The sequence below is a fragment of the Actinoallomurus acaciae genome, assembly GCF_042429965.1.
GTDB lineage: Bacteria > Actinomycetota > Actinomycetes > Streptosporangiales > Streptosporangiaceae > Actinoallomurus > Actinoallomurus acaciae.
This window is the reverse complement of sequence record NZ_JBHLZP010000030.1, coordinates 20,922-44,422: the sequence shown is the minus strand read 5'-3', so window position 1 is coordinate 44,422 and position 23,501 is coordinate 20,922. Positions and strand designations below refer to the sequence as shown.

Annotated in this window: 21 protein-coding genes, 1 tRNA gene and 1 pseudogene; 11 read left to right on the top strand and 12 right to left on the bottom strand. The window is 69.9% G+C overall.

The annotated features are described in order from the left end of the window. The coding region (locus ACFFNX_RS06700) for an ATP-binding protein (protein ID WP_378196831.1) at nucleotides 1-2,773 on the top strand (2,773 nt) is incomplete at its 5' end. Here the strand turns inward: ACFFNX_RS06700 and ACFFNX_RS06695 are convergent. Together ACFFNX_RS06695 and ACFFNX_RS06690 are read right to left on the bottom strand one after the other, a co-directional pair. Continuing rightward, the gene (locus ACFFNX_RS06695) at nucleotides 2,770-3,582 is read right to left on the bottom strand and encodes an ABC transporter permease (RefSeq protein WP_378196828.1); all 813 of its coding nucleotides are present in this window, start codon (nucleotides 3,580-3,582) and stop codon (nucleotides 2,770-2,772) included. The genes ACFFNX_RS06700 and ACFFNX_RS06695 overlap by 4 nt on opposite strands. Next, nucleotides 3,579-4,535: an ATP-binding cassette domain-containing protein gene (locus ACFFNX_RS06690; RefSeq protein WP_378196825.1), complete on the bottom strand. Its 957-nt coding sequence runs from the start codon at nucleotides 4,533-4,535 to the stop codon at nucleotides 3,579-3,581. The genes ACFFNX_RS06695 and ACFFNX_RS06690 overlap by 4 nt, the downstream gene beginning before the upstream one ends. Nucleotides 4,536-4,735: 200 nt before the next feature. On the opposite strand from ACFFNX_RS06690, the gene ACFFNX_RS06685 reads away from it, so the two are divergent. The 3 genes from ACFFNX_RS06685 to ACFFNX_RS06675 all read left to right on the top strand — a co-directional run bounded on the left by ACFFNX_RS06685 (nucleotide 4,736) and on the right by ACFFNX_RS06675 (nucleotide 8,184). Next, nucleotides 4,736-5,827, top strand: coding sequence for a sensor histidine kinase (locus ACFFNX_RS06685; RefSeq protein ID WP_378196822.1), 1,092 nt, complete (start codon nucleotides 4,736-4,738; stop codon nucleotides 5,825-5,827). 5 nt (nucleotides 5,828-5,832) lie between these two features. Beyond that, the gene (locus ACFFNX_RS06680) at nucleotides 5,833-6,486 is read left to right on the top strand and encodes a response regulator (protein ID WP_378196820.1); all 654 of its coding nucleotides are present in this window, start codon (nucleotides 5,833-5,835) and stop codon (nucleotides 6,484-6,486) included. Nucleotides 6,487-6,585: 99 nt separating this feature from the next. Beyond that, nucleotides 6,586-8,184, top strand: a complete 1,599-nt coding sequence (locus tag ACFFNX_RS06675) for a carboxylesterase/lipase family protein (protein ID WP_378196817.1) — start codon at nucleotides 6,586-6,588, stop codon at nucleotides 8,182-8,184. A gap of 15 nt (nucleotides 8,185-8,199) precedes the next feature. Here the strand turns inward: ACFFNX_RS06675 and ACFFNX_RS06670 are convergent, their stop codons facing one another. Both ACFFNX_RS06670 and ACFFNX_RS06665 read right to left on the bottom strand, forming a co-directional pair. Continuing rightward, on the bottom strand, nucleotides 8,200-8,946 hold the full coding sequence (locus ACFFNX_RS06670) for an acyltransferase (RefSeq protein ID WP_378196814.1): 747 nt from the start codon (nucleotides 8,944-8,946) through the stop codon (nucleotides 8,200-8,202). 110 nt (nucleotides 8,947-9,056) lie between these two features. Continuing rightward, the gene (locus ACFFNX_RS06665) at nucleotides 9,057-9,518 is read right to left on the bottom strand and encodes a hypothetical protein (RefSeq protein WP_378196811.1); all 462 of its coding nucleotides are present in this window, start codon (nucleotides 9,516-9,518) and stop codon (nucleotides 9,057-9,059) included. Nucleotides 9,519-9,662: 144 nt separating this feature from the next. On the opposite strand from ACFFNX_RS06665, the gene ACFFNX_RS06660 reads away from it, so the two are divergent. Both ACFFNX_RS06660 and ACFFNX_RS06655 read left to right on the top strand, forming a co-directional pair. Beyond that, a complete protein-coding gene (locus ACFFNX_RS06660) occupies nucleotides 9,663-10,181 on the top strand; it encodes a peptidylprolyl isomerase (protein WP_378196808.1) in 519 nt (172 codons plus the stop codon). 189 nt (nucleotides 10,182-10,370) lie between these two features. Continuing rightward, the gene (locus tag ACFFNX_RS06655; protein ID WP_378196805.1) at nucleotides 10,371-11,105 is read left to right on the top strand and encodes a rhomboid family intramembrane serine protease; all 735 of its coding nucleotides are present in this window, start codon (nucleotides 10,371-10,373) and stop codon (nucleotides 11,103-11,105) included. 399 nt (nucleotides 11,106-11,504) lie between these two features. On the opposite strand, the gene ACFFNX_RS06650 is transcribed toward ACFFNX_RS06655, so the two are convergent. Then, nucleotides 11,505-11,762, bottom strand: a complete 258-nt coding sequence (locus ACFFNX_RS06650) for a cell division protein CrgA (RefSeq protein WP_378196802.1) — start codon at nucleotides 11,760-11,762, stop codon at nucleotides 11,505-11,507. 120 nt (nucleotides 11,763-11,882) lie between these two features. Here ACFFNX_RS06650 and ACFFNX_RS06645 point away from each other — a divergent pair, with 120 nt between their 5' ends. From ACFFNX_RS06645 to ACFFNX_RS06625, 4 genes and pseudogenes are all read left to right on the top strand, one after another. After that, on the top strand, nucleotides 11,883-12,641 hold the full coding sequence (locus ACFFNX_RS06645; RefSeq protein ID WP_378196799.1) for a DUF881 domain-containing protein: 759 nt from the start codon (nucleotides 11,883-11,885) through the stop codon (nucleotides 12,639-12,641). Next, nucleotides 12,622-13,268 (top strand): annotated as a pseudogene (locus ACFFNX_RS52495) (class E sortase). The gene ACFFNX_RS06645 and the pseudogene ACFFNX_RS52495 overlap by 20 nt, the downstream one beginning before the upstream one ends. Further along, complete coding sequence (locus ACFFNX_RS06630; protein ID WP_378196796.1) at nucleotides 13,269-13,457, top strand: hypothetical protein; 189 nt, start codon at nucleotides 13,269-13,271, stop codon at nucleotides 13,455-13,457. After that, a complete protein-coding gene (locus ACFFNX_RS06625; RefSeq protein WP_378196793.1) occupies nucleotides 13,454-14,029 on the top strand; it encodes an anthranilate synthase component II in 576 nt (191 codons plus the stop codon). The genes ACFFNX_RS06630 and ACFFNX_RS06625 overlap by 4 nt, the downstream gene beginning before the upstream one ends. 219 nt (nucleotides 14,030-14,248) lie before the next feature. Here ACFFNX_RS06625 and pknB read toward each other — a convergent pair whose 3' ends face one another. The 7 genes from pknB to ACFFNX_RS06590 all read right to left on the bottom strand — a co-directional run bounded on the left by pknB (nucleotide 14,249) and on the right by ACFFNX_RS06590 (nucleotide 23,284). Further along, the gene (gene pknB, locus ACFFNX_RS06620) at nucleotides 14,249-16,048 is read right to left on the bottom strand and encodes a Stk1 family PASTA domain-containing Ser/Thr kinase (RefSeq protein ID WP_378196790.1); all 1,800 of its coding nucleotides are present in this window, start codon (nucleotides 16,046-16,048) and stop codon (nucleotides 14,249-14,251) included. Nucleotides 16,049-16,070: 22 nt separating this feature from the next. After that, the gene (locus ACFFNX_RS06615; RefSeq protein ID WP_378196786.1) at nucleotides 16,071-17,414 is read right to left on the bottom strand and encodes a protein kinase domain-containing protein; all 1,344 of its coding nucleotides are present in this window, start codon (nucleotides 17,412-17,414) and stop codon (nucleotides 16,071-16,073) included. Nucleotides 17,415-17,555: 141 nt separating this feature from the next. After that, nucleotides 17,556-18,998 carry a peptidoglycan D,D-transpeptidase FtsI family protein gene (locus ACFFNX_RS06610; protein WP_378196783.1) on the bottom strand — a complete coding sequence of 481 codons (1,443 nt, stop codon included), beginning with the start codon at nucleotides 18,996-18,998 and terminating at the stop codon, nucleotides 17,556-17,558. Beyond that, nucleotides 18,995-20,491, bottom strand: coding sequence for an FtsW/RodA/SpoVE family cell cycle protein (locus ACFFNX_RS06605; RefSeq protein ID WP_378196779.1), 1,497 nt, complete (start codon nucleotides 20,489-20,491; stop codon nucleotides 18,995-18,997). Before ACFFNX_RS06605 ends, ACFFNX_RS06610 begins: the two co-directional genes overlap by 4 nt. Then, complete coding sequence (locus ACFFNX_RS06600) at nucleotides 20,488-22,053, bottom strand: PP2C family protein-serine/threonine phosphatase (protein ID WP_378196776.1); 1,566 nt, start codon at nucleotides 22,051-22,053, stop codon at nucleotides 20,488-20,490. Before ACFFNX_RS06600 ends, ACFFNX_RS06605 begins: the two co-directional genes overlap by 4 nt. After that, nucleotides 22,050-22,532, bottom strand: a complete 483-nt coding sequence (locus ACFFNX_RS06595; protein ID WP_378196773.1) for an FHA domain-containing protein FhaB/FipA — start codon at nucleotides 22,530-22,532, stop codon at nucleotides 22,050-22,052. Before ACFFNX_RS06595 ends, ACFFNX_RS06600 begins: the two co-directional genes overlap by 4 nt. A gap of 11 nt (nucleotides 22,533-22,543) precedes the next feature. After that, entirely contained in the window at nucleotides 22,544-23,284 is a 741-nt protein-coding gene (locus ACFFNX_RS06590) for an FHA domain-containing protein (protein WP_285629075.1), read from the bottom strand. Nucleotides 23,285-23,391: 107 nt separating this feature from the next. Between ACFFNX_RS06590 and ACFFNX_RS06585 the strand changes: the two genes are divergently transcribed. Beyond that, a tRNA-Leu gene (locus ACFFNX_RS06585) sits at nucleotides 23,392-23,474 on the top strand. Nucleotides 23,475-23,501: the final 27 nt, after the last annotated feature.

Genomic DNA, 23,501 nt, shown 5'->3' with positions numbered 1-23,501 from the left:
CGGAGCGGCCTTCGCCGCCGCGCCGATCGCCCGGCTCGAGGCACTGCGCGTCGAGGCCGCCGAGGAGCGGTTCGAGGCCGAGATCGCGCTCGGCCACGCCGCGCGCCTCATACCCGAGCTCGAGGAGCTCACCACTCTCCACCCGCTGCGTGAGCGGTTGCGCGGGCAGCTCATGCGGGCCTTGTACGCCGCGGGCCGCCAGGCCGACGCCCTCATCGTCTATGAGGACGCCCGCCGCACTCTCGCCGAGGGCCTCGGCGTGGACCCCTCACCCGAGCTGGCCGCGGTGCACCTGTCGATCCTGCGGGCGGCGCTGGCCGAGCGCCCGCCCGCGCCCTCGCCCTCGCGTGAGCCGGAGCGGCGGAGCAACCTGCCCGCCCAGCTCACCAGCTTCGTCGGCCGTACCGAGGAGATCGAGCGGGTCCGCGCGTTGCTCGCCACCCACCGGCTCGTCACGCTCACCGGCCCGGGTGGCAGCGGCAAGACCCGGCTGGCGGGTGAGACGGCGAGCCGGATGGCCGCCACGTCGCCCGACGGCGTGTGGTTCGTGCCGCTGGCCCCGGTGCGCGGGGCGCTCGATGTGCCGCAGGCCGTGCTCGTCGCGATCGGCATTCCCGAGACGATCCGCCTGCTGGAGACCCGGGAGATCGCCCGTCCGCTCGACCGGCTCGTCGAGCTGGCCACCAAGCGGCTGATCCTGGTGCTGGACAACTGTGAGCACCTGCTCGACGCGGCGGCGACGCTGGCCGACCGCGTGCTGTCCGCCGCGCCGGGCGTACAGATCATCGTCACCAGCCGCGAGCCGCTCGGCATCACCGGTGAGGCGCTGTGCCCGGTGCCCTCGCTGGCGCTGCCGCCCGAGGACGCCGATCCGGACGACGCCCGGGAGTACGACGCGGTGCGCCTGTTCACCGATCGGGCCGCCGCGGTACGCCCCGGGTTTGCGCTGGACGCGACCACGGTCGAGCCGGTCGTGCGCATCTGCCGGGCCCTGGACGGCGCGCCGCTGGCGATCGAGCTGGCCGCCGCGCGGCTACGCGCGCTCACGCCCGCGCAGGTCGCCGACCGGCTCGATGACCGGTTCCGGCTGCTCAACGTCGGCAGCCGCACCGCCCTGCCACGCCACCAGACGCTGCGCGCGGTGGTCGACTGGAGCTGGGACCTGCTCGACGACGCCGAGCGCCGGGTGCTGCGCCGCCTCTCGGTGTTCAACGGCGGTGCGACGCTGGCGAGCGCCGAGGAGGTGCTCGGCGAGGACGTCATCGACCTGATCGCCTCGCTGGTCGACAAGTCGCTGGTCATGGCCACGGGCGAGGCCGAGGTGCGCTACCGGCTGCTGGAGACCGTGCGCGCGTACGCCGCCGAGCGGCTGACCGAGGCCGGGGAGGACGAGCGGTTCCGGGACGCCCACGCCGCGTACTTCCTCCGGCTCGCCGAGCGGGCCGAGCCCGAACTGCGCGGCCACGGCCAGATGTACTGGCTCGAGCGGCTGAACGCCGAGCGCGACAACTGCAACAACGCGCTGCGCCACGCGATCGACACCCGTGACGTGGGGACCGCCGTACGCCTCATCGGGGCGCTGGCCTGGTTCTGGATCCTGTGCGACTACGAGGCCGAGGCCGGGCAATGGGCGGTCGAGGTCTGGGAGCTCGTCGACGACCGCCCGCCGCCGGGTGCCGAGGACGCCTACGTCATCTGCGGTTTCACGGCGTCGCTGGTCCAGGAGATGTCCCGTGAGGGCGGCCCCGATCCAGAGCGCCTGCGCGAGCAGATCGAGAAGGTCATCGCGCTGCGGACGGACGCCTCGACCCATCCCGTCCTGGCACTGTGCCGCCCTCTCGTCGCGATCCTCTCCGGAGACGTCGACCTCGCCCTGCGCGAGCTGGACCTCATCGGGGACCATCAGGACCCGTGGACCAGGGCGGCCGGCCACATCTTCGTCGCGTTCCTGGCCGGGAACGGGGGTGACATCGACCGGTCGGCCCGCGCCGCGGCCGAGGCGCATGCGGGGTTCCAGGAGCTCGGTGACCGCTGGGGGCTCGTCAGCGCCCTGGCGGGCATCGCGGAGGTGCACCTCGCGCGCGGCCGGGCGGAGGAGGCGATCCGCGCGACGGAGGAGGCCTACGGCTACACCGTCTCGGGCATCAGCCCCGACCAGGCCGCGAGCCTCGGGATCCTGCTCGGCCGGGCACGCGCCATGGCGGGCGACTTCGCGGGGGCACGCGCGGACCTGGAGCGCGGCGCGCGGAACGCGGAGCGGATCGCCGAGCACGCCGACGCGGCTCGCGGATGGCTGTTGCTCGGCGAACTCGCCCGGTGGGAGAACGATCTGGAGCAGGCGCGCGAACTCATCGACCACGCGATCGCCCTCATCGAGCCGAAGACGGCGCGACTGGACTTCGGCACCACCGCGGCGATGGTGTTCAGCAAGCGGGGCAGCCTGGCGGAGCAGGAGGGCGACCTCGCCGCCGCGGCGCGGTGGCACGACCGGGCGATGCGTGCGATCGCCGAGATCGTCCAGATGCCGATCGACCGGCTCATCGGCACGCTCGTGCAGGGACTGGCGGCGCTGGCCGCGTCCCGGGGCGAGCACGTGCGCGCCGCCGAACTGCTCGGCGGCGCGCACACCCTCCAGGGCGAACCCGACCCGTGGAACCTGGAGATCGAACGCGCCACGACCGCGGCCCTCGCCGCGCTGGGCCGCGAGGCCTTCGACGAGGCGTACGCCCGTGGCCGCCGCATCACCCGCGACCAGGCCCTGGCTCTCCGCTAGACCTTCCGGCCGTACATCCACACGGCGACGGGGAAGGTCACGACCACGATCCCGGCGGCCCACGCGAGCGTGTACCAGGCGTGGTCGCCGATCGGCCCGCCGACCATCAGCGCCCGCAACGCGTCCGCGAGGTGCGTCACCGGGTTGACCTTCACCCATGCCTGGAGCCAGCCGGGCATGGTCCCGGTGTTGGCCAGCAGGACGCTGCTGCCGAAGGTCAGCGGCATCGCCCAGATGAACCCCAGGCCCTGCACCGTCTCCGGCGACGGCGCCACCAGCCCGACCAGCACCGAGACCCAGCAGACCGCGAAGTAGAACACGTACGCCAGGGCGAACGCCGCCAGCACCGACAGCGGGTTCGTGTGGAAGCGGAAGCCGAGCAGCGACCCGAACGCCACCAGCACCACCATCGAGACGAGGAAGCGGACCGCGTCGCCGATCACCGCGCCGATGAGCGGCGCGGACCGGGCGATCGGCAGGCTGCGGAGCCGGTCGAACACACCCTTGCGGATGTCCTCGCACAGTGACGTGCCCAGGCCCATCGAGGCGAACATCCCCATCTGCGCGACCAGACCGGGCAGCAACTGCTGCAGGTACGCGTGGGTGTTGCCCGCGACCACACCGCCGAAGACGTACAGGAACAGCAGGAGGAACACCACCGGCATCAGCGTGACGTCGATCAGCTTCTCCGGCGAGTGCTTGAGCTGCATGACGTTGCGCCAGGCGAGCGTCAGCCCTCTCTGCAACGTCTGCGCGGGCCCGATCCTCGGCGCGGGCGTCGGCGTCGGGTCGACGGTGATCGCGGTCATTCGTTCTCTCCTTCGGCTTCGGCGTGGTGGCCGGTCAGGCTGAGGAAGACCTCATCCAGGCTGGGCCGGCGCAACGCCAGGTCGGACGCGACGACGCCGGCCTCGTCGAGGCCGCGCACCACCGCGCTGAGCGCCGCCGGGTCGTCCAGCGGCGCGGTGACCAGGCCGGTGTCCTCATCGGCCTCGGGCCGCGCGCCGGTGACCCGGGCGACGACGCCGACGACCTCCGGCATACGGGCCCGGTCCAGCGCCCGTACGGCGAGCGTCTGGCCGCCGACCTTCTCCTTCAGCTCCTCGGAGGTGCCGTCGGCGACCACCCGGCCGCGGTCGAAGACCAGGATCCGGTCGGCGAGCGCCTCGGCCTCGTCCAACTGCTGCGTGGTGAGCAACACGGTCGCGCCGTCGCGCACCAGCTGCCGCACGGTGTCCCAGACGGCGTTGCGCGCCCGCGGGTCCAGGCCGGTCGTCGGCTCGTCCAGGTAGATCACCTGGGGGTCGTTGACGAGCCCGGCCGCGAGGTCGAGCCGGCGGCGCATGCCGCCGGAGTAGTTCTTGGCGGCCCGGCCGCCCGCCTCGGACAGGCCGAACCGGTCGATCAGACTCCGTGCCCGCCGCCGCGACTCGCCCCGGCTGTGGCCGACCAGCCGGGCGATCATGATGAGGTTCTCCAGGCCGGTCAGCTCCTCGTCGACCGAGGCGTACTGGCCGGTCAGGCTGATCAGCCGCCGTACCTGCGCGGCGTCCTTGACCACGTCGAAGCCGCAGACCTCGGCACGGCCCTCATCCGGCTTGATCAGCGTGGCCAGGATCCGCACGGCCGTGGTCTTGCCCGCGCCGTTCGGCCCCAGCACGCCGAGCACGGTCCCGCGGCGCGCGAGGATGTCGACTCCCGCCAGCGCCTGGGTCTCTCCGAAGCGTTTCTTCAGGCCCTCGGCCCGTATCACGTCGTCCATCCGCGTCTTCCCCTAGTTCGGTCTCGTGCGTGCCCACTGTGCACCGGCCACCTGACGCGCCGCGCACATCGCGGTTACGGCCGCTGACACGCCGCTGACACGCCTCGGTCCGGAGAGTGAGCCGTGGCCGGGCCGCGCGAGGGAGGCGGCAGTCCTGACCTGGCCGTACGCTGGACGGTCCCCGAGCCGGAAGGGCGGACGTGAAGTCTCTGCGAGTGCCGCGCGTGGACCTCGCGGTCGGTGCCGTCGTCACCGTCGCGATGGTCGTGCCCGCGTTCGTCCCGTACGTCCAGCCGTGGTGGGTCGTGCTGCTGTCCGTGCTGGGATCGGTGCCGGTGATCTGGCGCCGGACGTTCCTCATCCCCGTCGGTCTGGTGGCGGGCAGCGCGGTCACCGTGCTCGCGCTCGGGCACGAGAGCCTCACGCACCAGTTGCCATGGCTGATGCCGTACGGGCCGCTGGTGTGGACCTACACCTTCGCCGACCTGGCCAAGCCGATCTGGCGTGCGGCCGGCAGCGTGGTCGTGGCGGCCGGGGTGGTCTTCTCCCTGGTCCTGCCGCACGAGAGCTTCGACACCTCCGGCTACGTCATCACCTCCTACGTCGCCGCGTACGCCCTGGGCGTGGGCGCCCGGGCCCACCGCGCGCAGCGCCAGGCCATGGAGGAACGCACACGGCGGCTGGAGGAGGAGCGCGCCGTCGCCGTCGCCGAGGAACGCACGCGGATCGCCCGCGACATGCACGACATCGTCACCCACTCGGTCGGGCTCATGGTCGTGCAGGCCGAGGCGGGCCCGCTCGTCGTGCGCTCGGACCCGGCACGCGCCGACGCGGCCTTCGAGGCGATCGCCGACACCGGGCGTGAGGCGATCGGCCAGCTCCGTCAGATGCTCGGGGCGCTGCGCGGCACGGCCGAGCGCGAACCCCAGCCGGGCCTCGCCGCGACGCCCGGCCTGATCGACCGCGCCCGTCAGGCCGGGCTCGAGGTCCACCTCGAAGAGCAAGGGGCCCGGCGGCCGGTCCCGGCGGCCGTGGACGTCGCGGCGTACCGGATCATCCAGGAGTGCCTGACCAACACGCTGCGCCACGCGGCCGCCCGTACGGTGAGCCTGTGCCTCGGCTGGTCGGACCGGGCCCTGACGATCGAGGTCGCCGACGACGGCGGCGGCGCGCCCGACGTACGCGAGGGCCACGGCATCGTCGGCATGCGCGAACGCGCGGGCGCGTGCGGAGGCACACTCGTCATCGACCCGTACGGTTTCACCGTCACCGCCACCCTGCCGATCGGATAACACGAATGCGTGTGCTCGTCGCCGACGACCAGGACCTGTTCCGCGGCGGTTTCGCCATGATCTTGAATGCGCACGACGACATATCAGTGGTCGGCGAGGCCGCCGACGGCGCCGAGGCGATCGCCAAGGCGGTCGAGCTGGCGCCGGACATCGTGCTGATGGACATCCGGATGCCGAACGTCGACGGGGTGGCCGCCACGGCCGAGATCTGCCGGCGCACATCGGCGAAGGTGCTGGTCCTGACCATGTACGACATCGACGACCACGTCTATGACGCTCTGCGGGCCGGCGCCAGCGGCTTCCTGCTCAAGGACGTCCGGCGCGACGATCTCGTCCGCGCGGTGCGGCTCGTCGCCGCGGGCGAGTCGCTGCTCGCTCCGTCGGTCACCCGGCGGCTGATCGAGGACGTCATACGCCGCGGCAGCCCGCGCCCCGCCCTCAGGAGGCGCCTCGCCGAGCTGACCGACCGCGAGCTCGACACGCTGCGGGGGCTCGCCCGCGGCCGGTCCAACAGCGAGATCGCCGCCGAGCTCGTCGTCAGCGAGCACACCGTGAAGACGCACGTGAGCAACGTGCTGACCAAGCTGCATCTGCGCGACCGGGCGCAGGCCGTGGTGTTCGCCTACGAGTCCGGCCTGGTCGTCGCGGGCACGGACTGACCTCACTCGTACGGGTGGCCGCGGGTTCACCCGTACCGGCGATCCGGTGGAGCGGTCGCCTCGCGTTGGCTCGGTGCGGTCAACGCGAGAGGAGATCTCATGTTCCGCCGTATCCGGATCGCCGGGATCGCGGCCGCGCTCGTCGCGGCCGCGGCGTGTGGCGCGCCGTCCGCCTCAGCGCACCCGCGCTCGGGCTGCACGACCAAGACCTCGCTGGGGATCGTCGGCGGCACCGCGCGGGCCAGGATCTGCGCCTTCCGCGGCGTCCCGTACGCCGCGCCGCCGGTCGGCGACCGCAGGTTCCGCCCGCCCCAGCCCGTACCGCCCTGGCGCGGGACGCTGACGGCCGACGACGACAAGCGCGTGTGCCCGCAGGACCGCGACCAGCTGTCGGAGGACTATCCCGACCAGCGGCAGGTCTACACGGACGAGGACTGCCTCTACCTCAACGTCTGGACGCCGCGTCCCGACCGCGCCAAGCGTCCCGTGATCGTTTTCATCCACGGCGGCGCCGCGCGTTTCGGCACCGCCAACGAGCCGCGCTACGACGGGACGAAGCTCGCCACGAGCGGAGACGCCGTGGTGATCTCGCTGAACTACCGGCTCGGCGTGTTCGGCTGGACGGAGCTCGGTGGTGTGGATCCGTCCTACCGGGGCTCGGGCAACAACGGGCTGCGCGACCAGATCGCGGCGCTGACCTGGGTGCGCCAGCACGTCGCCGACTTCGGCGGCGACCCGTCCCAGGTGACGGCCGTCGGCGAGTCGGAGGGTGCGTTCTCGCTCAGTGCGATGCTCGCCACCGACCATCCCGAACGGCTGTTCCGCCGCGTCATCCTGGAGAGCGGCAACGGGTCGCTGGTGCACTCCGCGGCGTTGGAGCGCAAGCTGGCGGCCTCCTTCCCGGTCAGGAGCATCGCCAGGCTCAAGGCGATGTCGACCACGGAGCTGATCGACCTTGGGAACAAGGCGGCCGCGTCCCTGCCCGGCTCCGCCGGCGGCGCCCTGTACTTCGGTCCGTACGTCGACGGCACACTCGTCCGCGACTCGGTGACCAGGCGTGTGGCGGCCGGCAACGCGCGTGGCGTCGACCTGCTCATCGGCACGAACAAGGACGAGATGAACTTCTTCGGTCAGTACGACCCGCATGGGCTGGACCGGCTCGCCGCCGAGTACGACGGCTTCTTCCCGCCCCGGCTCGCCGCGCGCCGCCCGCGGATGACCGCGGTCTACCGCAAGGGGCGTACGGCGCGGGACGCGGCACTGGCGATGTTCACCGACCAGGGCCTCCGGGTACCGGCGACCCGGCTCGCGGCGGCGCAGAGCCGGTGGCGTCCGACCTACGTGTACGAGTTCGGCTGGCGTCCCCCGAAGGGCGTGGGCGCGGTGCACACGATCGAGTTGCCGTTCGTGTTCGGCACGCTCCGCTTCACCGGGATCGAGGGCGGTGCCGAGGCGCTGAAGACGGACCGGGCCCGGCTGACCCGCCTGTCGGGCCAGATGGTCGACGCCTGGACCTCCTTCGCCCGCACCGGTGACCCGAACGCCCGTCGTAGGGTCGCGCGGCCGTCGTGGCCCGCCTACCAGGTGCCCCGGCGCACCACGATGATGTGGAGCCTCCACCCGGGGACCGCCGATGACCCGCGGGGCGCCGAACGCGCCCTGTGGAACGGCTACCCCTTCGACGCGTTGGACATGTGAGGCCGGGGACCCCGCTCAGCTCGCGCGTTCGCCCGACTCGGGGACCTGGGCCGGCTCCCGGTCGCCGGTCAGCTCGGCGATCTGGGCGAGGGTCTCCTCGTCCAGGGGAACCTCCGGCTGCGGCGGGAGCCAGCCGGCCTCCGGGTCGTAGCTGCGGATGACCTTCGCCGGCACACCGGCGATGACACTGTGGTCGGGGAACTCGCCGCGGACGACGGCGCCCCCGGCCACCACGACGTTCCGGCCCAGGCGGGTGCCCGGCAGGATGATCGCTCCGGTGCCGAGCCAGCAGCCGGAGCCGATGACGACGGCGTCGTTGACCGGCCACTGCCGCCCGACGGGGGTGTCCGGGTCGGTGTAACCGTGGTTCTGGTCGGTGATGTAGACGTACGGGCCGGTGAAGACGTCGTCGCCGATCTCGATCGACTTGTGCCCGACGATGTGGCTGCCCCGGCCGATGGAGCAGGCCTTGCCGATGGTCACGATCGGATCCGGGCCCAGGTCGAGGCCGGGCACGAACCCGGCCGAGAGCGTGACGTGGACGCCGATGAGGGTGTGGTCGCCGATGCGGATCCACGGCTCGCCGTAGATCGCGCCGGGCGGAAAGCCGATGCACGCGCCTTCACCGAGGTAGCCGAACCGCCGGCCGGCCGGGGTGCTCGGTGAGATCTCGGCATGGGCGCGCAGCCACTCCCAGACCCGGTGCAGCACCACCGCGATGACCCTGCGGCTCGTGGCGCTGAGCGAGGATCTAAGCGACATGAGTCAGACGGTACAGGGAACCCGAATGTGATTCGCCCCATGTTGACCGGTTTCGGAACGCCGACGGGCCCGGCCAGTGTGCTGGCCGGGCCCGGTCGACGGTGAGGCGCTCAGCTGTTGCTGTGAGCACGGTCGGAGTCGGAGTTGTCCGACGCCGACGGAAGGTGCTCGGGGGAGGTCGCCTCCTCGGTCGGCCGCGACGCGCTACGGCGTGTCGCGATCGCGCCGGCGGCGCCCACGGCGCCCCCGACGAAGAGGAGGGCCGCGGCGAGGCCGCGGCGACGCTTCGGAACGCCCGGCTCGACCCGATCGGCCGTACGGTGGAGGAGCGCGCCGACACGCGGCCCGACCTCCTGCTCGAAGTAGTGACCGGCCTGGTCGATCCGTGGCGCACTCCAATGACGTGCGATCTTCATCTTCTTCGCGGCCATCTTCTGCGCCTGGCGAGTGGTGGGGCCCACCCGCTGCGCCGCCTGACGGGCACCTTCGGCAACCCTCTCCTGAACGTCCTGCAGACGCGCGCTGTCGATGTTCACCTGCGGCATCTTCCGGCTCTTGTTTCGTAGGGACATCCTGCCCTCCGTCATATGCGGTCTCGTCGGACTCTGTTCCCACGACAAGCGATGTCAATCGCCGATCTGACAGGATGCGTCACGCGGGGGTACACGCACCTGTGTCCCTTGTGAACATCGGATTCGATACGAGGAGGAGTCTTCGTGGCTGAAGACCTCACCGCGACGCTGCGCACGACGATGGGCACCATCGTGCTGCGTCTTTTCCCTGACCGCGCGCCGAAGACGGTGCAGAACTTCGTCGGCCTCGCCGAGGGCACGATCGAGTGGACCGACCCGCGCACCGGCCAGCGGACGAACAACCCGCTGTACAACGGCACGATCTTCCACCGGGTGATCGACAACTTCATGCTCCAGGGCGGCGACCCGCTCGGCAACGGACGGGGCGGCCCGGGCTATGAGTTCGAGGACGAGGTCCACGCGGACCTGCGCTTCGACCGCCCGCACCTGTTCGCGATGGCCAACGCGGGGCCGGGCACCAACGGTTCGCAGTTCTTCATCACCGTCGTGCCGACGCCGCACCTCAACGGCCGGCACACGATCTTCGGCGAGGTGATCGAGGGCGCCGACGTCGTCGACGCGATCGCCAAGACCGAGACCGACCGCGGCGACCGGCCCGTCAAGGACGTCGTTCTGGAATCGGTGACCATCGACCGTCGTTAGACAGGTACCGACACGCAGAGGAAGACGACGATGAGCAGCGACACACCGCACGCTCCTCAGGCTCCGCAGGTTCCGACGTGCTACCGGCATCCGGGCCGTGAGACGTATGTCAGCTGCACACGCTGCGAACGTCCCATCTGCCCCGACTGCATGCGCGACGCCTCCGTGGGCCACCAGTGCCCTGAGTGCGTGCGGGACGGCAACCGTACGGTGCGCGAGGCGCGTACGGTCTTCGGCGGGCGTGTCGCCACCCGGCCGGCCGTGACCCTGACGCTGATCGCGATCAACGTCCTCGCCTACGTCGGTGAGCTGGCCTCGCCGAGCTTCGTCGACCGGTTCGAGATGCTGGGCGTGCTGAAGACGCAGTTCGGCCAGGTCATTCCGGGCTACGGCGTCGCCGAGGGCGAGTGGTACCGCCTGATCACCGCGGCGTTCCTGCACGTCCCGCTGAGCCAGGGCACGTTCGGCATCACCCACATCCTGTTCAACATGTGGGCGCTGTGGGTGCTCGGGCCGCAGTTGGAGCAGGTGCTCGGCCGGCTGCGGTTCACGGTGCTCTATGTGCTGTCGGCGCTGGGCGGCAACGTCCTGCTCTTCCTGGTCGACCCGGGCCAGCCCGCACTGGGCGCCTCGGGTGCCATCTTCGGCCTGTTCGCGGCGTTCTTCGTGGTCGGACGCCGCCTGGGGGTGGACACCAGGGGCATCGCCTTTCTCATCGTGATCAACCTGATGTTCACGTTCACCTTCTCGGGCATCTCCTGGGAAGGGCACGTGGGCGGGCTGATCACCGGCGCGGTGCTGGCCGTGGCATTCGCGTACGCACCCCGGGGACGGCAACAGGCCGTCCAGGTGGCGGCGTCCGCGATCGTCGCGGCGGTCCTCATCGTCCTGACCGTCATCCAGACCACCGCGTTGACCGCCTGACGAACGATCGACGAAGGCCCCGCCGGTTCGCCCGGTCGGGGCCTTCTCAGGTCCAGGGTCAGCGGTGCCGGTGAAGGAGGGCAGGCGTAATCCACAGGGTCATCCACAGCATGTGGAAAACCCTGTTGGGTGACGGCGGTGCCGTCGGGGAACTTCGGGCTTTCGCTCCGGCCTTGTCGTGATCCGCGGGCGCTCCGTTGCGCCGTGCGCCGTCACCGTGCCGGGTACGGGATTCAGCGCGCGTATGTTGTCGAGCATAGCCATGCTTTGTCCTGGCCGCAGGGAGATCGGCGAGATATCCCGCTCGATCCGATGCGACCTCAGGGGCAGCGGCCCGTACGGCCGGCCACCACCCCGCTCCGTCTCAGCGGTCCTGTGGATAACGTTGTGGGGAACTCGTCAACGCCAGCGCGTTGAAAGGATCACACCGACAACGATCACCCCGAAGCCGATCAGCAGGTTCCAGTTGCTGAGCGAGGTGATGAGCGGGATCGTCGCGCTGACGCTCGCCGTGACGTAGTAGACGGCGATCCAGGCCAGGCCCAGCAGCCAGCAGCCCACCATGGTCGGCACCAGCCACCGCGGGCTGACCGCGACCTTCTGGGACCGCTGCGGCGGAGTGTAGACGGCCTTCTTGCGTACCTTCGACTTGGGCACGGTGGGTCTCTCCTCGGGGCGGGCATGGCCTGACGCCGACCCGCGCATGGGTCAGTTTGTCGGTTAGCGTAGTCGCTGGTGAGCAGCGTACGACCATAACACTGGCAGTGGGGGGTGACGATGGGGGTAAAACCCCGGCCAAGGGCCCTGACCTGGCGTCATGCCATTCCGGCCCTCACGCTTTTCGCCGGCACTCTCTTCGCCGCCAGCGCCAGCACCGCCCGTGGCACCGACCTCCGCGGCGGCGACCGCACGCGCGTCACCGAACTGATCGCGCAGGAGCAGCGCGGCTACCAGCAGGCCCAGGGCACCTACCAGCGCCTCCACCGGCAGGTCGACGAGCTCGGCCGGGAGGCCGGGCGGCGCGACGCCGGTGTACGCACCGAGCAGCAGGAGGCCGATCGGCTCGCCGCGCTGTCCGGGTTCACCCCCGTGAGCGGCCGGGCCGTCCGCGTCTCGCTGAACGACGCGCCGCACGACCGCCGCGTGCCCGGCGACCCCAGCCCCGACGATCTCGTCGTCCACCAGCAGGATGTGCAGGCCGTGGTCAACGCGCTGTGGGCCGGCGGCGCCACGGCCATGCAAATAATGGACCAACGGCTGATCTCCACCAGCGCCGTCCGCTGCGTAGGCAATACGCTCATCCTGCAGGGAGTCGTCTACTCGCCGCCGTTCCGCATCACCGCCACCGGCGTCCCCGAGCGGTTGCGCGCGGCACTCGACGCCTCGCCGGAGATTCAGATCTACCGACAGTACGTCGACGAATACGGACTCGGGTACACGGTGAAAACCCTCCAGAAGACGACGTTGCCCGCCTACACCGGCAACGCGACGCCCAAGTACGCCACGGAGACCGCCGGTGCGGATACTCATCCGTAGCATCGGCGAGCTGTGCATCACGGCCGGCCTCGTGGTGCTGCTCTTCGTCGCGTACGAGCTGTGGGGCACCGGCGCCTATACCCAGGCGGCCCAGCACAAGCTGGACGACGAGCTCACCCGCTCGTGGAACGCGGGGCCGAAGGCCGGCGCCGGCAAGGTCACCACCGAGCGCGTTCGCCTCGGGCACGGCCTCGCCCTCATCCGCATCCCGCGGCTCGGCAAGAGCTTCCGTTACGTCATCATCGAGGGCGTCTCCGTCGCCGACCTGCGCAAGGGGCCCGGTCACTACCCCGGCACCGCGATGCCCGGCCAGATCGGCAACTTCGTGGTCTCCGGCCACCGACCTACCTCGCGCCCTTCAACAAGCTCGGTGACCTGCACGCCGGCGACAAGATCCTCATCGACACCCGCGCCGGCCAGTACGTCTACAAGGTCACCTCGACCAAGGTCGTCCAGCCCAGTGACATCTCCGTGGCCGCGCCGGTGCCCGAGCATCCGAAGGCCAACCCGACCAAGCGGCTCATCACGCTGACCACCTGCAACCCGAAGTACTCCGCGGCCCAGCGGCTCATCGTCTTCGGCCAGCTCGTCTCGTCGACGCCGCGAGTGAAGGAGGCGAGCTCTTAGATGTACGCCTGGCTCTGGCGCCATCTGCCCGGCGACCGGCTCCAGCGGACCGGCCTCGTCCTGGCCGCACTGGTCGTCCTGGGCGTGCTGCTCTGGTACTTCCTCTTCCCCTGGGTCGAGCCGAAGCTCCAGTTCGACCACGGCACGGTCGGGGGCGGCGCCTCGGCTCCGGCGAGCCCGGGTCCATGATGTCCGTCGCACGCCGGGTGCTGGTCGTGGACAACCAGGACAGCTTCGTCCACACGATCGTGTCCTACCTGCGCGAAATGGGCGCCTACTGCGTCGTACGCGACCGGTCCGAGGTGGCACCCGGCGACGTGGAGGCCTTCGACGGCGTGCTGCTCAGCCCCGGCCCCGGACGCCCGGAGGACACCGGGGTCTGCCTGGACATCGCGGCGCAGGCCCGGCGGCCCGTGCTCGGTGTCTGCCTCGGCCACCAGGTGATCGCCACCGTTCACGGCGGCACGGTGCGCCGTGCGCCGGAGGTCGTACACGGCTACACCAGTGACATCCGCCACGACGGGGCCGGGGTGTTCCGCGAGCTGCCGGATCCGCTGACCGTCACGCGTTACCACTCGCTGGCGCTGGACCCCGCGACCGTACCGGCCGACCTCATCGTCAGCGCCCGCACACTCGACGGCGTGATCATGGGGATACGCCACCGGAGCGCGCCGGTGGAGGGGGTCCAGTTTCACCCCGAGTCGGTGCTCAGCACGGCCGGCCACGAACTTTTTGCGAATTGGCTCGTACACGCTCTGTGAGAGTCGCAGGTCGCCGGTCCGTAGGGAAAAGACGGGTAAAAGAATGCTCTCGGCGGGTGTAACGCCAAGGATGGTGAGCCTGATTCCACCAATGAGGGCTTCCGCCGTTGCCCCCGAGCGGCGGAGGCCCTCCTTTCATGTCCGGGCACGGCCCGGGCATCCCACCCGACATGACGAGACCCCCGCACGCATGGCGTGTGGGGGTCTCGTCGTCGCGGCCTAGTTGTTGTTGTTGCCGCCGCCGCCCCATGGCGGGGTCGGCACCCCGGACCCCGGCGGCGTCGGCTGGTCCTGCTGCGCCCGGCTGACGGTCAGTGTGACCGTGCTGCCGCGGTTGGCCGTCTCGCCCTCGCTCGGCGTCTGCTGCATGACCTGGCCGTCCGGCTGGCCGGCCCCGACGTCGACGTAGTTGATGGAGACCCGGAAGCCGTGGCTGCGCAGATCGGACTTCGCGTCGTCGACCGACTTGCCGACCTCGTTGGGGACCAGCGTTTTGCCCGGGCCGCTGGAGATGTACAGCGTCACCTCGGTGCCCTTCTCCGCCTTGGTGCCACTCGCGGGGTCCGACTTCACGACGCTGCCCTTGGGCACCGTGGTCGAGGAGATCGTCTGCGTCGACCCGGCCTTCAGACCGGCGCTCTCCAGCGCGGACTTGGCGTCATCCTCGCTCATGCCCTTGACCGAGGGCACCGTGACCCTGGCCTTGCCCAAGGAGACCGTGAGAGTGACCTGCGTGGTCGCCACCTTCGTCTTGTCGATCTTGGTCTGCGGAGCCGGGTCGACGTCGAGCACCTGGTTCTTGTCGGCGCTGTCGTCGGTCTTGTGCTTGATCTTGATGTTGCTCTCGACGAAGCCCAGCCCGACCAGCTCCTGCTTGGCGGTCGTCTGGTCGCTGCCGACGATGTCGCTCGGCATGGCGATCTGGTTGCTGTTGTCCGCGCCGCCGCCACCACCGCTGAACATCATGTAGAGCGCGACGATCGCGCCGACGGCGAGGACGCCCACGAGCGCCCACAGCGCGATCTTCTTGCCGTTGCCCTCCTCGCGCTCCGGCTCGGCATACTGCGCCGGCGGCAGGTCGTACCCCATCGTCGACGAGGGGCGCATCGCCTGCGTGCGCGGGTTGCCCTGCATGACCTGCGTGCCGGCGTTCATCGCCATCGTCGGCGCTGCGACGGGCATGCCCTGTGACGCCCGCTGGATGTCGGCCCGCATCTCCGCCGCGCTCTGGTAGCGGTAGTTCGCGTCCTTCGTGAGCGCCTTCATGACGATCGCGTTGGCGTACTGCGGGATCGACGGGTCGAGCTGCGACGGCGGGATCGGTTCTTCCCGTACGTGCTGGTAGGCGATGGCCACCGGCGAGTCGCCCTGGAACGGCGGACGGCCGGTCATCAGCTCGAACAGCACGCAGCCCGTGGAGTAGATGTCGCTGCGGGCGTCGACCCGCTCACCGCGGGCCTGTTCCGGCGAGAGGTACTGGGCGGTGCCGATGACCTGCGCCGTGGCGGTCATCGTGGCCGCGGAGTCGGCGAGCGCGCGCGCGATGCCGAAGTCCATGACCTTGACCTCGCCGCTGGTGGTCAGCATGACGTTCGCGGGCTTGATGTCCCGGTGCACGATGCCGCCGCGGTGGGAGTAGTCGAGGGCGCGCAGGATGCCGTCGGTCATCTGCAGGGCGCGGTCCGGCGCGATCCGGTGCTCCTCCTGGAGGACGTCACGGAGGGTGCGGCCCTCGACGTACTCCATGACGATGTAGGGCACCGGGTTGTTGTCGAGCATGTCCTCGCCGGTGTCGTACACGGCGATGACGGACGGGTGGTTCAGCGACGCCGCGGACTGGGCCTCCCGGCGGAACCGGGCCTGGAACGTCGGGTCGCGGGCAAGGTCAGACCGGAGTGTCTTGATCGCCACCACGCGGTCGAGGCGAAGGTCGCGAGCTCGGTAGACCTCGGCCATGCCGCCACGCCCGATGACACCATCGAGTTCGTAGCGGCCACCGAGTAGCCGAGGCTGAGTCATATCTGGCACTTTCCCTAGTCGTTCACGCCCTGCCCTCAGAACCTAGCGCGCCGTCGGCACTGCTTGACGGTGTCGGGTCCGGAGAACTCGGCGACGATGGTGTCACCGGCGGTGTGGGCGTCCGCTTTGGGGGCTTAGGTGTCGGGGTCGGGTTGGTTGACGGCGCCGATGTCGAGGAACTCGGCGATGGGAAGGGGTACGAGTCCGTGGGGGCGGGCTCGGAAGGCTCAGGCTGCTGAGACGGTACAGCGTCCGGCTCGCTGCTGTACGGCCCGGTCGACGCGGGACTGTCCGCGGGCACGACCCGGTTGCCGTCCACGAGCTTAGTGTGGCCGGAACTCTTCAACAGGGCGGTCGCCGCGAACACCCCCGTGGCCACGAGGATCACCGCGCACGCGATCGCCGCGACCAGTACGTTCGTGCGGCGGCGCCTGCCGGCCTCGCCCGCCGCGGGCCGCGTCTCATCGAAGAAGTCGGCCTCTTGCGCCTGGGCGTGCACATCGTCGGCCGGCACGACCTCGGTCGCGGCTCCCATTTCGGTGCCGACGGCACCGCCGCCCGACAGCCGCAGCCGGTGTGCCTGCTCGGCCACCTCGTGCGCGCCGACCGGACGGTCTTCGGGCTCCTTGGCCATCATCGCGCTGACCAGGCCGCGTACGGCCGGGGGAACGTCGGCGGGCAGCGGCGGCGGGTCCTCGCGGACGTGCATGAGGGCCAGCGCGATCGGGGTGTCGGCGGCGAACGGCGGCATGCCCGCCAGGCACTCGTACGCCACGACGCCCAGGGAGTACAGGTCGGAGGCCGGGGTGATGCGGCGGCCGGTCGCCTGCTCGGGCGAGACGTACTGCGCGGTGCCCATCACCTGGCCGGTCTGGGTCATCGTGGCCGACCCGCCGCCCCGGGCGATGCCGAAGTCGGTGATCTTCACGACGCCGTCGCCGGTGACCATGAGGTTCGCCGGCTTGATGTCGCGGTGGATGATTCCGGTGGTGTGGGCGATGTTCAGGGCGCGGGCCGCCTGGCCGATGATGTCGAGCGTGGTCTCCGGGCTGAGACGGCCCTCGACGGACAGGATCCGCGACAGCGTCTCGCCGTTCACCAGCTCCATCACCAGATAGGCCAGTTCGTCCTGCTCGCCGTAGTCGTAGACCTGGGCGATGCCGCTGTGCTGCAACGACGCCGCGAACCGCGCCTCGGCGCGGAACCGGTCGCGGAAGCTCTCGTCGGAGAAGTACATCTCCTTGAGGAGCTTGACCGCGACCGGGCGGCCGAGCAGCTCGTCGGTGGCCTTCCAGACCTCGCCCATGCCGCCGGAGGCGAGGCGCTCATCGAGGCGGTAACGGTGGTTGAGGACGAGGGGGGTCATGAGCGCTCCTCCATCGGGGAGAGCGACCGCGGTGGCGCGTCCTTGATTCCCTCGCTGCGCTCGGTCATAGGCCCTCCTGCGTCGGAGGGAGTGACCACAGGGGCGCGTCTTCCGATTCCCTCGCTGCGCTCGGTCATGGGGCTAGAGCACCGCCTGGACGATTCTCAACGCGGTCGGCGCGGAGTTCTGCGCACCGCTGGACTGCTCGCTGCCCTCGGTGACGACCGCGAAGGCGACCTTCGGGTTGTGCTGGGGAGCGAAGCCGACGAACCAGTCGTCGTAGTAGCCGTTGCCGGTCTCGGCGGTGCCGGTCTTACCGGCGATGTCCTGCCCGCCGACCACGGACGCCGCGGTACCGGACTGCACCACCTGCCGCATCATCTCCTGCAGCTGGCTGGCCGTGTTCGCGCTGATCGGCTGGCCCAGCACCTGCTCCTGCGCGGTGGCCAGCTCGGACTGGTCCGGCGCGGTGACCCGCTTGACCAGGTACGGCTTCATCTGCTTGCCGTTGTTGGCGACCGCCTGGGCCACCATCGCCATCTGCAACGGTGTCACGGTGACGTCGCCCTGGCCGATGCCGGACATGGCCAGCTTGTCGCCGCCCATGGGCTTGGTCGGGTAGAGCGCGCTCGCGCTGCTCATGCCCGGCTCGACCTGGAACGGCTTGTCGAAGCCGAACTTCTTGGCCTGCGCGAGGAGCTTGTCCTGGCCGAGCGTTCCGGCCAGGCGGGCGAACGTGGAGTTGCAGGACGCCGCGAAGGACTGGATCAGCTGCGGGGACCCGTTGCACTTCTGCTCGTCGCCGTCGGCGTTGTGCAGCGTCTGGCCCGACTCGGGCAGGTGGAACTCGCTGGCGTCGAACGGGGAGTTCGCATTCATCCCACCGCTCTCAAGGGCGGTCGCCGTGTCGACGATCTTGAACGAGGAGCCCGGGGGGAACGTCTCGTTCATCGCCTTGTTGAGCATCGGGTTGCCCTTTTGCCCCTGCAACTGGGTGGACGCCTTGGCCGCCTTGGCGCTGTCGTGGGTGGCCAGGTCGTTGGTGTCGTACGACGGGAAGGAGGCCATCGCGAGGATGGCCCCGGTCTTGACGTCGATGGCGACCGCGGCGCCACGCCGGCCGCTGATGGTGGCCTGACGGATGCCGTCGTAGGCCGCCTGCTGTGCCTTCGGGACGATCGAGGTCTGCACCGTCGCGCCCGCGGCCTTCTTGCCGACCAGCATGTCGAACCAGTTGCGCACGGTCAGCCGCTTGTCGGTGCCGTCGAGCAGGCCGTTGTAGCCGCCCTCGATGCCGGTGCGGTTGAACGGGCTCAGGAAGCCGGTGATCGGGGAGTACAGGGCGCCCTGCCGGTAGACGCGCTGGTACTCCTTCTTGTTGATCTTTTTGGAGGAGGCCAGGGTCACGCCGCCGGCGGTGATCGGGCCGCGGTTGTGCTGCCACTGCGCGGTGAACTGCCGGTTGTTCAACGGGTCGCTCTTGAGCTTGTCCGCCTGCGAACCCTGGATGTAGTTCACGTTGATCATCAAGATGACGAGCAACGTCAGAGCTGCGATCGCCACCCGGCGAAGAGGCTTGTTCACGCGGTGTTCACCACCTGGGTCATTCCCTCGTCCTGGATGGGCTGCGGTGCCGGACGCCGTGCCGCGTCACTGATGCGGATCAAGATGGCGATCAGGATCCAGTTGGCGAGGAGCGACGAACCTCCCTGCGCGAGGAACGGCGTGGTGAGACCGGTCAGCGGGATGAGCCGCGTGACGCCGCCGACGATCACGAAGACCTGCAGCGCGAACACGAACGACACACCGCCGGCGAACAGCTTGGCGAAGTTGTCCTTGGTGGCGATCGCGGCCTTCATGCCGCGCTGCACGATCAGCGCGTACACGAGCAGGATCACCATGAGGCCGGTGAGCCCGAGCTCCTCACCGAAGGACGTGAAGATGAAGTCGCTGTAGGACAGCGGCGTGCGCCACGGCTCACCCTGGCCCATGCCGGTGCCGAGCACGCCGCCTTGGCCCATCGAGAACAGGCCGCGCATGAGCTGGCCGCTGTCGGCGATGTACTGGCCGCCGTGGGCGGCGCAGGTCTGGGCCATCTGGTTGTGGATGACACCGTTGATCTTGCAGCCGCCGTCGAAGTACGGCGTGGGGTCCAGCCAGGTGTCGATCCGCTGGGCCACGTGCGGGATCAGCGGCGCCATCAGGCAGGCGCCGGCGAGCAGCAGCAGGCCGATCGCCACCCACTCGAAGCGCTCGGTGGCGATGTAGAGCATGCTCACGAACAGGCCGAAGAACAGGATCGCGGTGCCGAAGTCGTTCTCCAGGGCCAGCACGCCGAGGCAGATCACCCAGATGACCAGGATCGGGCCCAGGTCGCGGCCGCGCGGCAACTTGATCGGCCCGAACTCCTTGCCCACGGTCGACATCGCCTGGCGCTTGTTGACCAGGTAGCCGGCGAAGAACGCCACCAGCGCGAGCTTGGAGAACTCACCGGGTTGGATCGACATCGAGCCGATCCGGATCCAGATCTTGGCGCCCATCGCGCCACTGATCGAGGAGGGCAGGAAGCCCGGCAGCGCGAGGAAGAACAGGCCGAGGGCGCCGATCGTGTAGATGTAGCGCTGCACGACCTTGACGTCGCGCAGCACCAGCAGCGTGACGGCGAAGAAGATGATGGCGAGCGCGGTCCACTCGAGCTGGTTGGTGGTCGAGGGCCCGATGTAGGAGTAGCTCTTGCCGGCCGCGATGGTGGCCTTGGCGTCGGCACTGGTCTTGAGGTCCAGCCGGTAGATCATGGCCAGGCCGATGCCGTTGAGGAACACCGCCAGCGGCAACAGCAGCGGATCGGCGTACGGCGCGAAGCGCGCCACCACGACGTAGGCGCCCGCCGCCAGGATGCCCAGGCCGATCCCGTAGCCGTACATGCCGGCGGGCAGCGATCCGTCGCGCGCCAGTCCGACCTGAGCGAACCCCGCGACCGTGATGACCATCGCGAAGACGAGCATCCCGAGCTGGGCGCTGCGCCGGGGGCGCGTCGCGACGGGGATGCCTGCTTCGTTGGTCGATATGGCGCTCATGAGTGTTTATCCGGCTGCGGGCAACCCGGCAGCGAAGTGGGGTGGCGGGTGCACTGCAACGCCTCGTCACGCAGCTGCTGGACCTTGTCGCGCGCGTGCTCCAGGTCGGGCAGCGTGATCCCCTTCTGGACCTGCTGCTTGGACTTCGAGGTCAGGGAGCTCGTGTGGAGCTTGGGGTTGGAGGTCTCGACCACCTTGTTGGCGCAACCCACGTCCTGCTGTTCGCGGCCCTTCCAGATGGAGACCACGCCCTTGCCATCCTCGGCGACCGAGGTGCGGCAGACCTTGCCGCGCAGGTTGTCGATGGTCCTGCGGGCGCTCGCCAGGCTGCCGAGGTTGTCGATGGTCTTGCGCACCGATGACTGGGCGTCGGGAGTGAGGTCGTCCACCTTGAGGTCCGAACGCTCCTTCAGGTGGGACAGCTTCTGCCCGAGGACCTTGTCGTTCATGCCCTGGAAGATCACCACTTGGCCGTTGTCGGCGGCGACGTAGTACTGCCCCTGCACGCTGCTCCAGGCGACGTACGATCCGCCCGCCACCAACAGGACCAGCACGACCGCGATCCCGAGCAGCCAGGGCCACCGGCGGCGCGGGCGCATCTGGGTCAGCTGCAGGGCGTCGTCGGCCTGGGGCGGCACCGCCTGTATGTCGGCGACGGTCACCGCCGCGCCGGCCTGCTGCGGCTCTCCGCGCAGCGCCGCGGCGCGGTGGGCCGGAGACTCACCGGCCATCGCGCCGCCGGGAGCGCCGCCCGGGTTGTCCGCCTCGCCGCGGGTGCGGGTGGCGTTGTGCGCCGCGCCGGCCACGATGGGGTTCTGCGGCGGCCCGGGGGGCTGCTGCTCCAGCTCCACGACGTCGGCGACGACGCAGGTGATGTTGTCCGGCCCGCCGCCGCGGTTGGCCAGGTCGATGAGCTGGCGTACCGCCTGCTCCGGCTCGGCGACGGAGCTCAGCGCGTGGTGGATCGTCTCCGCGGTCACCACCGAGCACAGCCCGTCGGAGCACAGGAGATAACGGTCGCCGAGCTGCGCCTCGCGCAGCGACACGTCGGGCTCGACCTCGCCACGGCCGTCGAGCGCGCGCAGCAGGAGGGAGCGCTGAGGGTGAGAGGCCGCCTCGTCGAGGCTGATCCGGCCCTCGTCGACCAGGGACTGGACGAGCGTGTGGTCGTGCGTGATCTGGAACAGCTCGCCGTTGCGGAGGAGGTACGCCCGCGAGTCGCCGATGTGGACGAGGGCCATCTGCCGGCCGTTCCAGAGCATCGCGGTGAGCGTCGTGCCCATGCCCTGCAGGGACGGGTCGCCCTCCACGATGCTGTGCAGCGTCTCGTTCGCGCGGTGGACGGCCTGTTCGAGCACGCCGACGATCTCGTTCGCCGGGATGTCGAGGTCGAGTGGCTTCAGGGTCTCGATCGCCGCGGCACTCGCGATCTCGCCGCCGACGTGCCCCCCCATCCCGTCGGCAACGGCCAGAAGCCGCGTACCGGCGTACGCGGAGTCCTCGTTGCCCTCCCGGAGGAGGCCGACGTCCGATCGTGCGGCGAAGCGTATTCCGATTGTCATTTGCGCAGCTCTATGACAGTTTTCCCGATTCGAATCGGTACGCCGACGGGAACGGGCTCCGGCCGGCTCACCTTGGCACGCCCGAGGAAGGTGCCGTTGGTGGAACCGAGATCCTCCACGAACCACTGACCGTTCTGTGAGAAGAGCCGGGCATGCCGTCCCGAAGAGTAGTCGTCCCCAAGAGGCAGCGTGACGTCATTGCCACGACCCATGACGATCTCTGTACCGGCGAGATCGAGGGTCGTGCCCGCACGGGCGCCCTGAGTGATGACGAGCTTCGTCGGCTCCGAACGCCTCGAACGCGGCGCCGCGGCCTTCGGCTGCCGGGCGGGCTGGGCCGCATTGCGGGACCGCAGCGCCTTGGCGGCGGCCTTGGACCCCCACAGGTCGGCCCGGATCACACCCACGGCCGCAATGACGAACAGCCACAGAACGGCTAGGAACGCCACCTTCATGAGGGTCAAAGTCAGTTGGTTCATCGGAGTCGGAGCTACTCCCTGTCGCGACGGAACACGAGGGTTGTACGGCCCAGAGTGACGCGCGCGCCATCACGCAACGTCACACGCCGGATCGGCTGGCCGTTGACGAAAGTGCCGTTGGTCGACCCTAGGTCGACCGCGACCACCTCCGGACCCTCGACTCTGATCTCGGCATGGTGCCGGGAAACTCCCGGGTCGACAAGCCGAAGATCACAATCGGTGCCGCGACCCAGCAAAGTCACCGGTGTGGTGAGGTCGTACGTGTGGCTCTCCTGACCCTCGGTACTGACGAGAAGCCGCGGCCGTCCGCCGGAGAACCCGCGCGCCGGCGGCGGCATGTCGCTCATCGGCTGGCGGATCTCACCACCCTCAACGGTCGAACCGCGGATGACACCGGACCGAATACGGAACATGCCGGTGCGTAGATCATCGGCGTTCTCGAACCGCACCCGTACCGGCCCCACGAAGGAATAACCCTGCTCCTTCGCGTGCTCACGTGCGAGGTTGGAGAGCTCCTGGCTCAGACTGTCGGCGTATACCGCGAGCCGCTCGCCGTCGGGATGCGAGATCTCGACGACGAAGTCGTTCGGCACCAGCGTGCGGCCCTGCGCGACGATCGCGGCGCGCTCGTCCATCTCACGCTGGATGGCGCTGGCGACCTCCACTGGCTGCAGCTCCGACTTGAAAGCCCGAGCGAAGGCACCCTCCACCATGCCTTCGAGCCGACGCTCGAAGCGCTGTAGGACACCCACGTGCACCTCCCTTCTCCACTGCTAGACGATCGTATCCGGGCGTTGGTTCGCATGGAGCAAGCAAGTTCCGACCAGTCCGGCAGTGGTGCTAATCTCTGAGTCGCCACGGGCGAGTGGCGGAACGGCAGACGCGCACGGTTCAGGTCCGTGTGTCCGAGAGGATGTGAGGGTTCAAATCCCTCCTCGCCCACGCGAGACGGGCCATCGTGGTCGCCCC

Excerpts from the sequence above, each read along its gene's own strand:
- ACFFNX_RS06695 (WP_378196828.1), bottom strand. The coding sequence starts at position 3,582 with ATGACCGCGATCACCGTCGACCCGACGCCGACGCCCGCGCCGAGGATC.
- ACFFNX_RS06690 (WP_378196825.1), bottom strand. The coding sequence starts at position 4,535 with ATGGACGACGTGATACGGGCCGAGGGCCTGAAGAAACGCTTCGGAGAG.
- ACFFNX_RS06680 (WP_378196820.1), top strand. The coding sequence starts at position 5,833 with ATGCGTGTGCTCGTCGCCGACGACCAGGACCTGTTCCGCGGCGGTTTC.
- ACFFNX_RS06675 (WP_378196817.1), top strand. The coding sequence starts at position 6,586 with ATGTTCCGCCGTATCCGGATCGCCGGGATCGCGGCCGCGCTCGTCGCG.
- ACFFNX_RS06670 (WP_378196814.1), bottom strand. The coding sequence starts at position 8,946 with ATGTCGCTTAGATCCTCGCTCAGCGCCACGAGCCGCAGGGTCATCGCG.
- ACFFNX_RS06665 (WP_378196811.1), bottom strand. The coding sequence starts at position 9,518 with ATGTCCCTACGAAACAAGAGCCGGAAGATGCCGCAGGTGAACATCGAC.
- ACFFNX_RS06645 (WP_378196799.1), top strand. The coding sequence starts at position 11,883 with ATGGGGGTAAAACCCCGGCCAAGGGCCCTGACCTGGCGTCATGCCATT.
- ACFFNX_RS06630 (WP_378196796.1), top strand. The coding sequence starts at position 13,269 with ATGTACGCCTGGCTCTGGCGCCATCTGCCCGGCGACCGGCTCCAGCGG.
- ACFFNX_RS06625 (WP_378196793.1), top strand. The coding sequence starts at position 13,454 with ATGATGTCCGTCGCACGCCGGGTGCTGGTCGTGGACAACCAGGACAGC.
- pknB (WP_378196790.1), bottom strand. The coding sequence starts at position 16,048 with ATGACTCAGCCTCGGCTACTCGGTGGCCGCTACGAACTCGATGGTGTC.
- ACFFNX_RS06615 (WP_378196786.1), bottom strand. The coding sequence starts at position 17,414 with ATGACCCCCCTCGTCCTCAACCACCGTTACCGCCTCGATGAGCGCCTC.
- ACFFNX_RS06605 (WP_378196779.1), bottom strand. The coding sequence starts at position 20,491 with ATGAGCGCCATATCGACCAACGAAGCAGGCATCCCCGTCGCGACGCGC.
- ACFFNX_RS06600 (WP_378196776.1), bottom strand. The coding sequence starts at position 22,053 with ATGACAATCGGAATACGCTTCGCCGCACGATCGGACGTCGGCCTCCTC.
- ACFFNX_RS06595 (WP_378196773.1), bottom strand. The coding sequence starts at position 22,532 with ATGAACCAACTGACTTTGACCCTCATGAAGGTGGCGTTCCTAGCCGTT.